12 protein-coding genes are annotated in these 13,779 nt (G+C 54.2%); 5 read left to right on the top strand and 7 right to left on the bottom strand.

Translation table 11 applies throughout. The annotated features are described in order from the left end of the window. Positions 1-48 precede the first annotated feature (48 nt). A complete protein-coding gene (locus tag MFLA_RS05420) occupies positions 49-2,289 on the top strand; it encodes an arginine/lysine/ornithine decarboxylase (protein ID WP_011479280.1) in 2,241 nt (746 codons plus the stop codon). Positions 2,290-2,318: 29 nt separating this feature from the next. Here the strand turns inward: MFLA_RS05420 and MFLA_RS05415 are convergent, their stop codons facing one another. Further along, positions 2,319-2,822 carry a dihydrofolate reductase gene (locus MFLA_RS05415; RefSeq protein WP_011479279.1) on the bottom strand — a complete coding sequence of 168 codons (504 nt, stop codon included), beginning with the start codon at positions 2,820-2,822 and terminating at the stop codon, positions 2,319-2,321. A gap of 146 nt (positions 2,823-2,968) precedes the next feature. On the opposite strand from MFLA_RS05415, the gene MFLA_RS05410 reads away from it, so the two are divergent. The 4 genes from MFLA_RS05410 (at position 2,969) to MFLA_RS05395 (ending at position 7,028) form a co-directional block, all read left to right on the top strand. After that, positions 2,969-4,405: a sensor histidine kinase gene (locus MFLA_RS05410; protein WP_048811572.1), complete on the top strand. Its 1,437-nt coding sequence runs from the start codon at positions 2,969-2,971 to the stop codon at positions 4,403-4,405. Then, positions 4,402-4,974, top strand: a complete 573-nt coding sequence (locus tag MFLA_RS05405; RefSeq protein WP_011479277.1) for a hypothetical protein — start codon at positions 4,402-4,404, stop codon at positions 4,972-4,974. Before MFLA_RS05410 ends, MFLA_RS05405 begins: the two co-directional genes overlap by 4 nt. Continuing rightward, entirely contained in the window at positions 4,971-6,341 is a 1,371-nt protein-coding gene (locus tag MFLA_RS05400) for a sigma 54-interacting transcriptional regulator (RefSeq protein WP_011479276.1), read from the top strand. Before MFLA_RS05405 ends, MFLA_RS05400 begins: the two co-directional genes overlap by 4 nt. A 231-nt stretch (positions 6,342-6,572) precedes the next feature. Then, a complete protein-coding gene (locus MFLA_RS05395; protein ID WP_011479275.1) occupies positions 6,573-7,028 on the top strand; it encodes a hypothetical protein in 456 nt (151 codons plus the stop codon). Between the two features lie 127 nt (positions 7,029-7,155). Here MFLA_RS05395 and MFLA_RS05390 read toward each other — a convergent pair whose 3' ends face one another. The 6 genes from MFLA_RS05390 to MFLA_RS05365 form a co-directional block, all read right to left on the bottom strand. Further along, positions 7,156-7,350 (bottom strand): YjfB family protein, encoded by a 195-nt coding sequence (locus MFLA_RS05390; RefSeq protein WP_048811863.1) that lies wholly within the window; start codon positions 7,348-7,350, stop codon positions 7,156-7,158. A gap of 155 nt (positions 7,351-7,505) precedes the next feature. Then, complete coding sequence (locus MFLA_RS05385) at positions 7,506-8,033, bottom strand: PepSY domain-containing protein (protein WP_011479273.1); 528 nt, start codon at positions 8,031-8,033, stop codon at positions 7,506-7,508. Positions 8,034-8,106: 73 nt separating this feature from the next. Beyond that, positions 8,107-10,008, bottom strand: a complete 1,902-nt coding sequence (locus MFLA_RS05380) for a putative bifunctional diguanylate cyclase/phosphodiesterase (protein WP_011479272.1) — start codon at positions 10,006-10,008, stop codon at positions 8,107-8,109. A gap of 122 nt (positions 10,009-10,130) precedes the next feature. Next, positions 10,131-10,925 carry a thymidylate synthase gene (locus MFLA_RS05375; RefSeq protein WP_011479271.1) on the bottom strand — a complete coding sequence of 265 codons (795 nt, stop codon included), beginning with the start codon at positions 10,923-10,925 and terminating at the stop codon, positions 10,131-10,133. A gap of 12 nt (positions 10,926-10,937) precedes the next feature. Then, entirely contained in the window at positions 10,938-12,365 is a 1,428-nt protein-coding gene (gene thrC / locus MFLA_RS05370; RefSeq protein ID WP_011479270.1) for a threonine synthase, read from the bottom strand. Between the two features lie 50 nt (positions 12,366-12,415). Next, a complete protein-coding gene (locus tag MFLA_RS05365; RefSeq protein WP_011479269.1) occupies positions 12,416-13,729 on the bottom strand; it encodes a homoserine dehydrogenase in 1,314 nt (437 codons plus the stop codon). Positions 13,730-13,779: the final 50 nt, after the last annotated feature.

The raw sequence follows: 13,779 nt of genomic DNA, 5'->3' as shown, positions 1-13,779 counted from the left end.
CTCCATGAACAATGTGGCAGCAGGCCCTGTATGCCTTCAGGAGGCCTCATGAAATTCCGTTTCCCTGTCGTCATCATTGACGAGGACTTCCGTTCAGAAAACTCTTCCGGCCTGGGCATCCGCGTGCTGGCCAAGGCCATTGAAAATGAAGGCTTCGAGGTGCTCGGTGTCACCAGTTACGGCGACCTGACTTCGTTTGCCCAGCAGCAAAGCCGTGCTTCTGCCTTTATCCTGTCGATAGACGATGAGGAATTCATTGAAGAATCCCCGGAAGCGCTGGAGAACCTGCGTAATTTCGTGGATGAAATCCGCTTCCGCAATGAGGAAATTCCCATCTTCCTGCATGGCGAAACCCGCACATCGCGCCATATCCCGAATGCAATCCTGCGTGAACTGAACGGTTTTATCCATATGTTCGAGGATACGCCTGAGTTCGTCGCCAAGTATATTGTACGTGAGGCGCGCGCCTACCTGGACAGCCTGCCGCCGCCCTTCTTCCGTGCACTCACTCATTATGCGGCGGACGGCTCATATTCCTGGCACTGTCCCGGACACTCCGGCGGCGTCGCTTTCCTCAAATCACCGGTCGGCCAGATGTTTCACCAGTTCTTCGGCGAGAACATGTTGCGCGCCGACGTCTGCAATGCAGTGGACGAGCTAGGACAGTTGCTCGATCATACCGGCCCGGTGGCGGCTTCCGAACGCAATGCAGCCCGCATCTTCAATTGCGACCACCTCTACTTCGTCACCAACGGCACATCCACCTCCAACAAGATCGTCTGGAATTCCACTGTGGCGCCGGGTGACGTAGTGATCGTGGACCGCAATTGCCACAAGTCGGTATTGCACTCCATCATCATGACCGGCGCGATTCCCATCTTCCTGATGCCGACCCGCAACCATTTCGGCATCATCGGGCCAATCCCCAAGGCAGAGTTCTCCTGGGAGAACATCCAGAAAAAACTGGAAGCCAACCCCTTCATTGGGGACAAGAATGTCAAACCGCGCGTGCTGACCATCACTCAGTCCACTTACGATGGCGTGCTCTACAATGTCGAGGAAATCAAGGAAATGCTGGATGGCAAGATCGATACCCTGCATTTCGACGAAGCCTGGCTGCCGCACGCCACGTTCCATGACTTCTATGGCGATTATCACGCGATTGGAGCCGACCGTCCGCGCTGCAAGCAGTCCATGGTGTTTTCCACCCAATCCACCCACAAACTGCTGGCCGGCCTCAGCCAGGCATCGCAAATCTTGGTGCAGGACGCACAGGACATACAGCTTGATCGCGACCTGTTCAACGAAGCTTATCTGATGCATACCTCGACCAGCCCGCAATATTCCATCATTGCCAGTTGCGATGTCGCCGCCGCCATGATGGAAGCGCCGGGCGGCACTGCCTTGGTGGAGGAGTCCATCATGGAAGCCCTTGATTTCCGCCGCGCGATGCGTAAGGTGGACGAAGAGTGGGGTAGTGACTGGTGGTTCAAGGTGTGGGGGCCAGACGACCTCTCCGAGGAAGGTATCGAAGAGCGCGCCGCCTGGATGCTCAAGGCTGGCGAACGCTGGCACGGCTTCGGCAATCTCGCCGAAGGTTTCAACATGCTCGACCCGATCAAGGCCACCATTATCACGCCGGGATTGGATGTAGATGGCGCATTTTCCGACGAGATTGGCATTCCCGCCGCCATCGTCACCAAGTATCTGGCCGAGCATGGCGTCATTGTGGAAAAAACCGGCCTCTACTCCTTCTTCATCATGTTCACCATCGGCATCACCAAGGGCCGCTGGAACACGATGGTAACGGCCTTGCAGCAGTTCAAGGACGACTACGACAAGAACCAGCCGTTATGGAAGGTATTGCCTGAGTTTGTCGCCAAGCATCCGCGTTACGAGCGAATCGGCCTGCGAGAGTTGTGCACGCAGATCCACGAAATATACAAAGCTAATGACGTGGCGCGCCTTACCACGGAAATGTATCTGTCCAACATGGTACCCGCCATGAAGCCTACCGATGCATTCGCCAAGGTAGCCCATCGCAAGATCGACCGCGTCCTGATTGATGAGCTGGAAGGCCGCATCACCGCGGTATTGCTGACGCCCTATCCACCCGGCATTCCATTACTGATTCCCGGCGAGCGTTTCAACAAAGTCATCATCAACTACCTGCGTTTCGCACGCGACTTCAATGAGCGCTTCCCCGGTTTCGAGACGGATGTCCACGGCCTGGTAAAGGAAATCGTGGATGGCAAGGCGCACTACTATGTGGACTGCGTTGCCAATTGAAAACGGGGCTGAGTCTGCCCCTTACAGACTCAGCCCGTAGGCATCTTGCTATTTTTACGCACATAAGTGATATAGCGAAATGGCAAGCCCTGGGCGCTGACCATCTCTTCACTCGCCACTTTCTGCCAATCCCGTAAATCAAATGCGGGCAGGAAAGCGTCACCGGCAAACTCGGCGTCGATCTCCGTAATATAGAGGCGGTCGGCCAGCTTCAATCCAGCTTGGTATAGCTCCGCGCCACCGATCAGGAATGCCTCGGCATCATCTGCCGCCATGTCTATCGCCTGCTCCAGGCTATGCGCGATCATGGCACCTGGCACATGATAATTCTGGTTGCGAGTCACAATGATAGTCGTGCGGTCCGGCAATAGCCGGTTGAGCGATTCATAAGTCTTGCGGCCCATGATGATATGGTGACCAGTGGTCAGGGCCCGGAAGCGCTTGAGGTCCTCCGGAAGGTGCCAGGGCAAGGCGTTGTTGAGGCCGATGACACGATTCCGGGCAACCGCCACGATAAGAGATAAATTAGCCATCGCGACATTATACTTGGATGTTGGATGGCAGGCTTTTGTAGGACAAGCACCGTATGCCCGTGACAGAAGAGATGGTTTAAGATGAAGGCAATTTGCTTCTTCAAATTATCCCAGCTTCGCCAACGAAAAGGAACGGAACGCACGCTTTGCAAATTACATACCCAAAATCCTTTCTCAAGCTACTGCTGATCGGTTTCGCACTTGCGATGCTGCCGCTATTGTTTGCATTCGGCAATGCAGCCCTTTACCTGGACCGGCTTGCCACTCAGAGCAGCGATGCAGTCACTCAGGCAGTACAGGCTACCCGGGCAAGCCGTGCCCTCGTCGAACAGATCGCCTTCATGGAACGCAGCGCGCGGCAGTATTTTGTGCTGGAAGATGAATTGCTGCTGGAAAACTATGAGAAGGCGCATGAAAAGTTCGTCGATTCATGGCACGATCTGGACCAGCTTCCCATGACCAGCAAGCAAAGGCTTGCTTTAAGCAAGTTGTCTGCAGAGGAGCAAGCACTTTTTCAAAATGTCGCGCAGCATTCCACGGAATCCTCGTCAATCGAAGAAATCGTTGGTCGGTTTGCCGACCTGACGGTACAGGCTCAAGATATTCTCGATGAAAATAATCGTCAGATAGATCGGGAATCCGCCATCCTTGCAGAAACTGCAGAGCGAACACAGCAAATCATGCTCTGGCAGACACTTACCCTGATCCCGGTTGCGCTGCTGGTCGCCCTCATGATCACATTTCTCGTCGCCCAACCGATCCGGCGCATGGATGCCGCCATCCGCAAGCTTGGCGAGGGCGACTATAGCGAGCCGATCAGCATCGACGGTCCTGGCGACCTGCGCAACCTGGGCGAACGCCTGGACTGGCTGCGTGCACAACTGAACGAGCTTGACCAGCAGAAGCAGCGCTTCTTGCGCAATGTCTCCCATGAGCTTAAAACTCCGCTTACCGCAATCCGGGAAGGCAGCGAGCTACTGAGTGACGAAGTGGGTGGCCCTCTCACGCCGCAACAGCGCGAAATTGCCGGGATACTGCGTGAAAGCAGCTTACGGCTGCAGAAAATGATAGAAAACCTGCTCAGTTTCACTGCAGCGCAATTCCATGCGCCACAGCTCAATCTGGAAACTGTAGACCTCACCGGACTTGCGGAAGCAATTCTCGCAGACTACTCCCTGACAATCAGCAACAAGAATATCAATATCCAGCGTGACTTCTTTCCTACTCTCATTCAGGCCGACCGGGAAAAAATTCACTCCGTACTGGACAACCTGATTTCCAATGCCGTCAAGTACACTTCGCCATCCAGCAGCATTCGTATCAGCATTACACATCAGGCACACCAAGCCATCATCGAAGTCCACGACGGCGGCCCCGGCGTCATGGCATCCGACAAGGCCAAACTGTTCGAGCCCTTCTACCGTGGCGACAGCGCCCATGAGAGCCTGGTCAGCGGCAGCGGGCTTGGGCTTTCCATCGCCAAAGAATACGTCGACGCGCATGGCGGTGAAATCATTCTCTTGCCTTCTGAGCGCGGTGCCCGTTTCCGCGTTACCCTTCCATTGAAAGCTTTAACAAAATGAACCTGAATAACCTGCTTACCATCGCCATGACAGCAACTTTGCTCAGCGCCTGCGCTCACCAGCCGACACCTGCCCAAGCTCCTATCCACCAGGCGCCTCCTCCCCCCCCTCAGCCGACCAAGGAACGCTACGCTGCCTCCAACCTGCTGGAATTCATCAGTCATTTCTCCGAGCTGTCGCTCGAGTCACAAAAAAAAGAGCTGGCAGAAGCTTTAAATAAAATCAGCAGTAACAATAAAGACTTACATCAAAAGACCCGCGTTGCCATTATCTATGCCATCCCTGGCAGCAAATTGCGTGATCCGATCAAGGCACAACCCTTGCTTGAGGAGTTGGCACGTGAAAAACAGCTGGGCAAGGAAGAAAAAGCCATCGTTTCCATCTTGAGAGAAAATGCAGCGGAAATCGCCAAGCTTACCCAGCGCCTGCGCGACGAAATGCGACGCGCGGACGAAAGTCAGCAAAAAGCTGATAACTTGCAAAAGAAGCTGGATGAATTGAAGAAAATTGAGAGAACCATGATGCAGAAATCACTGAACAACCCTCCAACCCGGAGCAACGGTAAATGATAGGAACAACCAAGAAAATCCTGACTGTCGATGATGATCCCGACATCCTCAAACTCATGGGAATGAGGCTGCAGGCAGCAGGTTACCAAGTCATCACTGCCACCAATGCAGAAGAGGCGCTGTCCCAAATTGCCATCAGCCGACCAAGCCTGGTGATTACAGACTTACGCATGCCTGGCATGGATGGCTTGGCCCTGTTCGATGCCATCCATCAATCCGATCCTGCCTTGCCCGTGATCATGGTTACAGCCCACGGCTCGATCCCTGAAGCGGTCGATGCGACACAACGCGGCGTATTCGGCTTCCTCACTAAGCCTTTTGACAGCAAGTCACTGCTGCAGCAGGTAGAGGCCGCATTACGCATCGGCACAGGCGATCTGCAGCCTCATGACCAGGATATCGACAATGAATGGCGCAAGAGCATCATTACACGCAGTCCGCAAATGGAAAACTTGCTCGGGCAAGCCAAGCTCATGGCAGTTTCCGATGCCAGCGTATTTATCCAAGGTGAAAGCGGGACGGGCAAGGAGTTGCTGGCACGCGCCATCCATCAGGCCAGTCCTCGCCGGGACAAGCCTTTTATCGCCATCAATTGCGGTGCCATTCCAGAAGCCCTGCTTGAGTCTGAACTATTCGGTCATAGCAAAGGGGCATTCACCGGCGCCTTGCGCGATCACAAAGGGCTGTTCCAGACGGCTGACGGCGGCACCCTGTTCCTGGACGAAATCGGCGACATGCCGCTGCCATTGCAGGTAAAACTGCTTAGAGCCCTGCAGGAGCGCGCCATCCGTCCCGTCGGGTCCAATACCAGCATCAACATTGATGTGCGTGTGATTTCTGCGACTCACCGCAACCTGGCAGAGGAGATGAAAGCCGGACGGTTCCGCGAAGACCTGTACTATCGCATCAATGTTGTCGGACTTGAAATTCCTCCCCTGGCTGCACGTCGTGAAGATATTTCCCTATTGGCCAATAACTTTCTCAACGAACTGGCCACCAAGTACCGTAAAAAACTCAACGGCTTTGCCCCCGAAGCCTTGGAGCTGTTGATCACTGCGCCATGGCCTGGCAACGTCCGCCAGTTGCAGAATATCGTCGAACAAACCGTAGTGCTCTGCACCACACCCTTAATCCCGGCCACTTTGGTACAAAAAGCATTGCAAGAAAACATCGGCGGCATTGTACCGTTTGAAGTTGCACGGAAGAATTTTGAGCGCGACTACCTGATCAAGCTGCTCAAGGCCACGAATGGAGGCGTTACACAAGCTGCCCGCCTGGCGCAACGCAATCGCACCGAGTTTTACAAGCTATTGCAACGCCACCAGCTCACGCCGGCGTTGTTCAAGAACGACAATACCGCACATTAATGTCTCCTCTGAGAGACGGAATTACCCATTGATTTTCAACAAGTTAACTCATCATGCACGCAATACGTCTCAATTTTGAGACATGAAACAGAAGGGCCCGCTCGCTCCAAATTCAATTAACCCAATGATAAATATAGATTTATTAATGTTGGCACACTCTTCGCTATAGATTAATTGAATTTTTCGGCTGCATACTCCAAACGAAAATCATGAGTCGGAGATACTAAACATATGATGGGATCCAATACAAAAAAAACGCACCCCATGGTCTTGGTTGCAGCAACCGCCATGACGATATTCAGCTTGGTAGGGAGCGCCGCGATGACTGGCCTGATTCCTGTGGCGCATACCTATCGCCCCGACCTTGCTCAGGAATTAATTACCGATCCCAATGCCGCCATGGTGATCAGCAATATACTGACACAAGACACTAACGAAGCGGGTAAGAACGAATCGACTCATACTTGCCTGGAGTGTGGCACTATCATATCGATTCGCTCTTTTACTTCTCATACGAATAATAGCGATGCTTACCACATCAATGATAAAACAGCGGAAGGCGCAACCTACATCATCAAAGTCAGAATGAGCGATGGGCACTTGTATACTTTTACCCAGTACAACATGCCCCACTATTCTGTAGGGGACAGTGTCAAGCTCAAGAGTGGCCGACTGGTGAATGCCTAACGTATATTGAATCTCCAAGCTCCTCATAGCAGGCCTTTATCCTCCCCGAGAAGGTCTGCTTTTTTTCTTCAAAAATAAAGCCCTGCAAAGCAGGGCTTTATTTTTTCCTGATATTGATATGGATATTTCAAGCCACCGTATTCACATTCTGTCCTAGATGTGCCGGCAGATTGGCGGAGGGAGCTGGTAGCGCCTCCAGCAATGCCAACGCATTGGCTGAGCTGATATCCAGGGCTTTTTTCAGTACCGTCGTCCCCACTTCCTGCTGCAAGCGCGTAGCTGAAAGATCGGAGGCAACACTCGCAATTGCACTCACATCCATGTTGATTTCCATTTTGACGATAATATATGCATTAACGGCAGGTTTGGGCTCAAGTTAAGGCTTCTGCTCACTTGATCATCGCATTTCTCATGGCAGTGGCGAAAAAAAACGCCCCCGAAGGAGCGTTGTCGACTGTCCGTCCAGTCAAAAAGCTATCATTCCTTGCCAATCTGGTAAAACTCTTGATTGGCTTCAACGATTTTACCAGTAGAGGCATCCACTTCGACCTTGAATTCCTTGCCATCCTTGGTCTTGATGTCGAACTCGTAGGAGGCTGCGCCATTCTCTTCAATTTCGTATTCAACCTCGACAATTTCACCGGGATGCGCAGCAAGGGCTGTCTTGCGTGCCTCGGCTTCGCTTACCTTCTGTTTGGCCTTGAACAGAGGATGGTCTGCGGAGTCGACCTCTTGCTCTATTTCCACGATCTTGCCTGTATTAGCGTCGCATTCTACATCCCAAGCGGTACTATCGCTAGACTCAATATCAAATTCATAAACTGGTGTCTCGCCTTCCAGCTTGTACTCTACCTTGACCACTGTTCCTGGTTTAGCCTTGAGCGCCGCTTCCAGGCAGGTTTCCAAGCTGACCTTTCCTTTGGGAAAGTGATGATCAGCAATCGCCAAGCTGCTGGATATCGCCAATGCAAAAGTACTAAGCACAACTAAGGTTTTTCCCACCATTTATCTCCATATAATCATTATTCAACCTAATGTTGCGATTATAAACGAACAATTAGCATTCAGGACAAATTCCTTATTGCTCCAGGATAAAATCATTTTCCTGATGCCCCTTGCCAGTGATGACAAGCTCTGCCATCTCCCGTGCGCTCACTGGACGACTGAATAAATAGCCTTGCACCATATCGCTTCCCTGCTCCCGCAGGAATTGCAACTGTGCTTTGGTCTCCACGCCTTCTGCCACGACCTCAAGCTTCAGGCTGTGCGCCATCTGGATAGTGGCCGTGGTAATCGCGACATCGTCGGGATCATTGGGGATATCCCGGATAAAGCTGCGGTCTATCTTAAGCCGGCTGACGGGAAAACGCTTGAGATATGCCATGGATGAATAACCTGTGCCGAAATCATCGATGGCAAGATGCATGCCCATGGCCTTGAGGTCTGCCAGGCGAGTAGTGGTCGCTTCCGCGTCTTCCATCAGGACGGTTTCGGTAATTTCCAATTCGAGCAGGCTGCTATCCATGCCAGTTCGCTCAATGATCTTGGTCATGGTCTGTACCAGGTTCTCTTGGCGGAACTGGCGCCCCGAGAGGTTGACGCTCATGCGCAGTGGCACTCCCAACGCCTTCCACTCCATGGCCTGCCTGCAAGCCTCGCGCAATACCCACTCCCCGATGCGCACGATGAGGCCAGTCTCCTCGGCAACCGGAATAAAGCTACTTGGGCACAATAGACCACGCTGTGGATGATGCCAGCGGATCAAAGCCTCCACCCCCACCAGCTTGCAATCCGGCAGACTGAACTGCGGCTGATAGTAAAGCTCGAACTGTTTTTCTTCCAGCGCGACGCGCAATTCGGTTTCGAGGAGCAAGCGAGTCGAGCTCTTGTGATGCATTTCTGCAGAGAACATCTGGAAATTGTTTTTGCCGCGGCTCTTGGCATAGTACATGGCTGCATCGGCATCACGCAGCAAATGGGCGGCATCCTCCCCGTCGTAAGGATAGATACTCGCGCCAATGCTGACACCGATATAAAAGTTGCGGTCATTCAAGACAATAGGCGGCGCCAGCGCTCGAATGAACCGATTGGCAACAGCCTCCACATTCTCGACATCCGCGGGCTGGTCAAGCATCATGGCAAATTCATCCCCACCCACGCGATACACTGTATTTTTCTTGCCTGCTGCGACCATCAGGCGCTGCGCGACCAAATGCAGCAGCTTATCCCCGACATCGTGCCCCAGGGTATCGTTGATCACCTTGAAATCATCCAGGTCAAATACCAGCAATGCCAATACGCCACGCCGATGACGCGCCCCTTCCAGCAGCAAATGGAAATGTCTGCTGAAAGCATGGCGGTTGGGAAGATCGGTCACCGTATCATAATTGGCCAGAAAACCCGCCCGCTCTTCGGCCTTGAGCATCGCGCGTTGCAATCGGCTGAGCAGCAGGGCAGCGGCAAACAAAGTCACCAACATCACCATTACCGTGGTACCAACATACCAAAGCAGCTGGCGATACAATCCTTTCATATTGGATCGCATGTACAACATCCCGACTTGCATGCCGCCATATACGACAGGCTGCCATATTTCACTTTTGTGCATGTCTGAATGACGCTGTACCTGGTCCGCGACCATCATGTCAAACAAGCGCGACAGGCTACCGGGACGTACATATTCGGCAAAACGGTTCTGTTGCATGTCATATAGAACCGCCGTATCGATTTCAGGCGCTTCGGCCAAGCTTGCCAGGACTTCAGATGCCACCTCATGTTCGCCCCGCACCAGCGCCTGAGCAATATTGCCTGCCATAATCCGCATCTGGATCTGCATGGTGACGGTCATGTTGCGCCTGAGCGAAGCATACTCCATGCTGATCAGCGTCACCGTGGCAATCAACAAGGCGAGGCCCACAGCCAGGATATGGGCCTTACGCAATTTGGGCGATACGGGCTGGTGATGCACGGGACTCATCATTGAATGCTACCTTCCCGGACCATGCCGCTGGCAGCCTGATACAGAAAACAAATGCGCGACCACCGGTGCCCGCATTGCAAGCGCATGAAGGGAAAACGACCACATAGACTCAAACCGGGGAACTACACTGCAACGGGGGCCTTGATAGCGGGATGCGACTGGTAATTCTCCAGTGTGAAATCCTCGAAACGGAAAGCAAAGATATCCTTGACCTCGGGATTGATCCGCATCACAGGCAGAGGATAAGGCTCACGCGACAATTGCTCCTTCACCTGCTCGAGATGATTGAGATAGATATGCGCATCACCCAGTGTATGTACAAAATCGCCAAGCTTGAGATCACATACCTGCGCCACCATCATGGTGAGCAAGGCATAGGAGGCGATATTGAACGGTACGCCGAGAAAGATATCCGCACTACGCTGGTACAACTGGCACGAAAGCTTGCCATCCGCCACATAGAACTGGAAAAACGCATGGCAAGGCGGCAATTTCATCTTGTCAACATCGGCGACATTCCATGCGGACACAATCAGACGGCGAGAGTCCGGATTACGCTTGATGGCCGCTATCACTTCGCTGATCTGATCGATATGGCCTCCATCCGGTTTGGGCCAATTGCGCCACTGGTAGCCGTACACTGGCCCCAGGTTGCCCTCGGCATCCGCCCACTCGTCCCAGATGGTCACGCCGTTTTCCTTGAGGTAGGCAATGTTGGTACTGCCCTGCAAAAACCAGAGCAGCTCATGAATAATGGACTTCAGGTGAACCTTCTTGGTGGTCAGCAGCGGAAAGCCCTCGGACAGGTCGAAGCGCATCTGGTAGCCGAATACGGACAGCGTACCGGTGCCGGTGCGGTCTTCCTTCTTGTGGCCCTGCTCCAGTACGTGGCGCATCAAGTCGTGATAGACCTTCATTCCCTCTCCCGATCAAACATGCTCGACAATGAACTGCTTGATAGCGGCCACATCGGCCTCCATCACCTCAAAGCGCTGCGGCAGGGCTTCCAAGCCCTCCAGGCTGTGCGGGCGTTCGGGCTTCTGGCCCAGCGCCTCGACAATCGCATCCTCGAATTTGGCCGGCAACGCGGTTTCAAGTACCAGCATCGGAATGCCCGCCTCGCGCTGCTCCAACGCCACCTTGAGACCATCGGCGGTATGGGTATCGATGGTGACGCCATAGCGCTCATGGGTCACCCTGATGGTCTGCATGCGGTTGGCGTGGTTGCTGCTGCCGGAGACAAAGCCGTAATCCGCCACCTTGGCAAACCAACCGCCTTCATTGAGGTCGACGCTGCCACCCGCATCTACCTTGCCCCACAGCTCACGCACCTTGGCCGCATCACGGCCCACCAGATCGAAGACGAAGCGCTCGAAATTGGATGCCTTGGAAATATCCATGGAAGGACTGGAGGTGTGGTAAGTATTGGCAGAACCGCGCGGACGATAGACACCGGTCTTGAAGAATTCGTCCAGCACATCGTTTTCGTTGGTCGCCACTACCAGCTTGGCAATCGGCAAGCCCATCATGCGGGCGATATGCCCGGCACAGACGTTGCCGAAGTTGCCGGAAGGCACGGCGAAGCTGACCCGCTGCGCATTGTCCGCGGTGACGGCAAAGTAACCCTTGAAGTAATACACCACCTGGGCCGCCACACGCGCCCAGTTGATGGAGTTTACTGCGCCGATCTTGTTCTTTGCCTTGAAGGCATGGTCATTGGACACGGCCTTGACGATGTCCTGGCAATCGTCGAACACGCCCTTGACCGCGATATTGAAAATATTGTCATCCTGCAGGCTGAACATCTGCGCAGTCTGGAAACGGCTCATCTTCTGGTAAGGCGAGAGCATGAACACCTTGACACCCTGCTTGCCGCGCATGGCGTATTCCGCAGCAGAACCGGTGTCTCCGGAAGTTGCGCCGAGGATATTGATCGTCTCGCCTTTCTGCGCCAGCACATATTCGAACAGGTTGCCAAGCAACTGCATCGCCATGTCCTTGAATGCCAGGGTCGGGCCATTGGACAAGGACAGCAGGTAGAGGTCGTCCTCCAGCTTGAGCGTGGGAGTGATGTCCTCGGCATTCTGTCCAGCGCGCGCATAGGCATAGACATCCGCACGATAGGTCTTGTCGATAATGGCGCGCAGGTCAGCAGCAGGAATATCATCGATCAGGCGCGAGAGGATGGTGAACGCCAGGTCGCGGTAATGCATGCCGCGCATCGCATTCAGCTCGTCCTGGCTGAATTGCGGATATTGCTCGGGCAAATAGAGGCCGCCATCGGGCGCCAGGCCGCCAAGCAGGATTTCAGTAAACGACTGTGCGGGCGATTGCCCGCGGGTGGAAATATATCTCATGGCACAACTGATGCAGGCAGCAACTGCGCTACCTGCAACCCTTTCTCAAGTTATCGGCTCAGCTCTTCCATACGCAAGCGGGTCACGCTGCCGGAAATGGCAGGCAATGCCTCGATGGCGGCAATCGCGTCATCCATGTTCTTCTCGGCCGTGACATGGGTCAGGATGATGATATCGGCCTGGTCTTCGCCTTCCTGTGGTTCTTTCTGGATCATGGCATCAATCGAAATCTGGCGGTCACCCAGGATGCGGGTCACATCGGCCAGCACGCCTGGCTTGTCCACCGCGCGCAGCCGCAGGTAATAAGCGCTGCTCACCTCGCCGATTGCCAGGATGGGCAAATCCACGAGCTGGTCGGGTTGGAACGCCAGGTGAGGGACGCGTTGGTGCACATCGGTCGTGTGTGTGCGCGTTACGTCGACAATATCAGCCACCACGGCGCTAGCGGTGGGCTCGGCACCTGCGCCTGCGCCGTAATACAAGGTAGGCCCAACCGCGTCCCCCTTCACCAGCACCGCATTCATGGCGCCGTTGACATTGGCAATCAGGCGCTTTTCGGGGATCAAGGTCGGGTGCACGCGCAGCTCCACGCCTTGGCTGGTGCGCTTGGTAATGCCAAGCAGCTTGACGCGGTAGCCCAGCTCTTCCGCATAACGGATATCAATGGAGTCCAGCTTGCTGATGCCTTCAACATAGGCCTTGTCGAACTGCATCGGGATACCGAAGCCAATTGCAGCCAGGATCATGAGCTTGTGCGCCGCATCCACACCCTCAACGTCGAAGGTCGGGTCGGCCTCGGCATAGCCCAGGCGCTGCGCCTCCTTGAGCACATCAGCAAAGGCCAGCCCCTTCTCACGCATTTCCGAGAGGATGAAATTGGTGGTACCGTTGATGATGCCCGCAATCCACTCGATACGGTTGGCGGCCAGGCCCTCGCGTACGGCCTTGATGATGGGAATACCCCCTGCCACCGCAGCTTCAAAAGCAACGATCACCCCCTTCTGCTGCGCCGCGGCAAAAATCTCGTTACCGTGCAACGCGATCAGCGCCTTGTTGGCGGTGACCACATGCTTGCCATGTTCGATCGCCTTCATCACCAATTCGCGTGCGACAGTGCACCCGCCGATCAGCTCGACCACGATGTCGATGCTGGGATCTGCCACCACGGCAAATGCGTCGTCAGTCACGTCAACTTGACCTGCCGTGACCTTGCGGGCCAATTCCAGATTGCGGTCGGCAACGCGCGTGATGGCAATCGGGCGACCAGCACGGCGCGCGATTTCTTCCTGATTGCGTGTAAGAACGGTATAGGTGCCGCCACCGACAGTACCGATGCCAAGCAGGCCAACATTGATGGGTTTCATTCAGGTTTCCAGTTATCTTGCTTTATTCAATCTTGTACAGCGACAGCGCC

Origin of the sequence: Methylobacillus flagellatus KT, assembly GCF_000013705.1 — a bacterium.
In the GTDB taxonomy this organism is placed as follows: domain Bacteria; phylum Pseudomonadota; class Gammaproteobacteria; order Burkholderiales; family Methylophilaceae; genus Methylobacillus; species Methylobacillus flagellatus.
This window is presented reverse-complemented; position numbering and strand designations above follow the sequence as displayed.

Bases quoted from the DNA above. Each gene is read 5' to 3' on its own strand.
- MFLA_RS05400 (WP_011479276.1), top strand. From the start codon at position 4,971: ATGATAGGAACAACCAAGAAAATCCTGACTGTCGATGATGATCCCGAC.
- MFLA_RS05380 (WP_011479272.1), bottom strand. From the start codon at position 10,008: ATGATGAGTCCCGTGCATCACCAGCCCGTATCGCCCAAATTGCGTAAG.
- MFLA_RS05365 (WP_011479269.1), bottom strand. From the start codon at position 13,729: ATGAAACCCATCAATGTTGGCCTGCTTGGCATCGGTACTGTCGGTGGC.
- MFLA_RS05375 (WP_011479271.1), bottom strand. From the start codon at position 10,925: ATGAAGGTCTATCACGACTTGATGCGCCACGTACTGGAGCAGGGCCAC.
- MFLA_RS05420 (WP_011479280.1), top strand. From the start codon at position 49: ATGAAATTCCGTTTCCCTGTCGTCATCATTGACGAGGACTTCCGTTCA.
- MFLA_RS05395 (WP_011479275.1), top strand. From the start codon at position 6,573: ATGATGGGATCCAATACAAAAAAAACGCACCCCATGGTCTTGGTTGCA.
- MFLA_RS05415 (WP_011479279.1), bottom strand. From the start codon at position 2,822: ATGGCTAATTTATCTCTTATCGTGGCGGTTGCCCGGAATCGTGTCATC.
- MFLA_RS05405 (WP_011479277.1), top strand. From the start codon at position 4,402: ATGAACCTGAATAACCTGCTTACCATCGCCATGACAGCAACTTTGCTC.
- MFLA_RS05385 (WP_011479273.1), bottom strand. From the start codon at position 8,033: ATGGTGGGAAAAACCTTAGTTGTGCTTAGTACTTTTGCATTGGCGATA.
- MFLA_RS05390 (WP_048811863.1), bottom strand. From the start codon at position 7,350: ATGGATGTGAGTGCAATTGCGAGTGTTGCCTCCGATCTTTCAGCTACG.
- thrC (WP_011479270.1), bottom strand. From the start codon at position 12,365: ATGAGATATATTTCCACCCGCGGGCAATCGCCCGCACAGTCGTTTACT.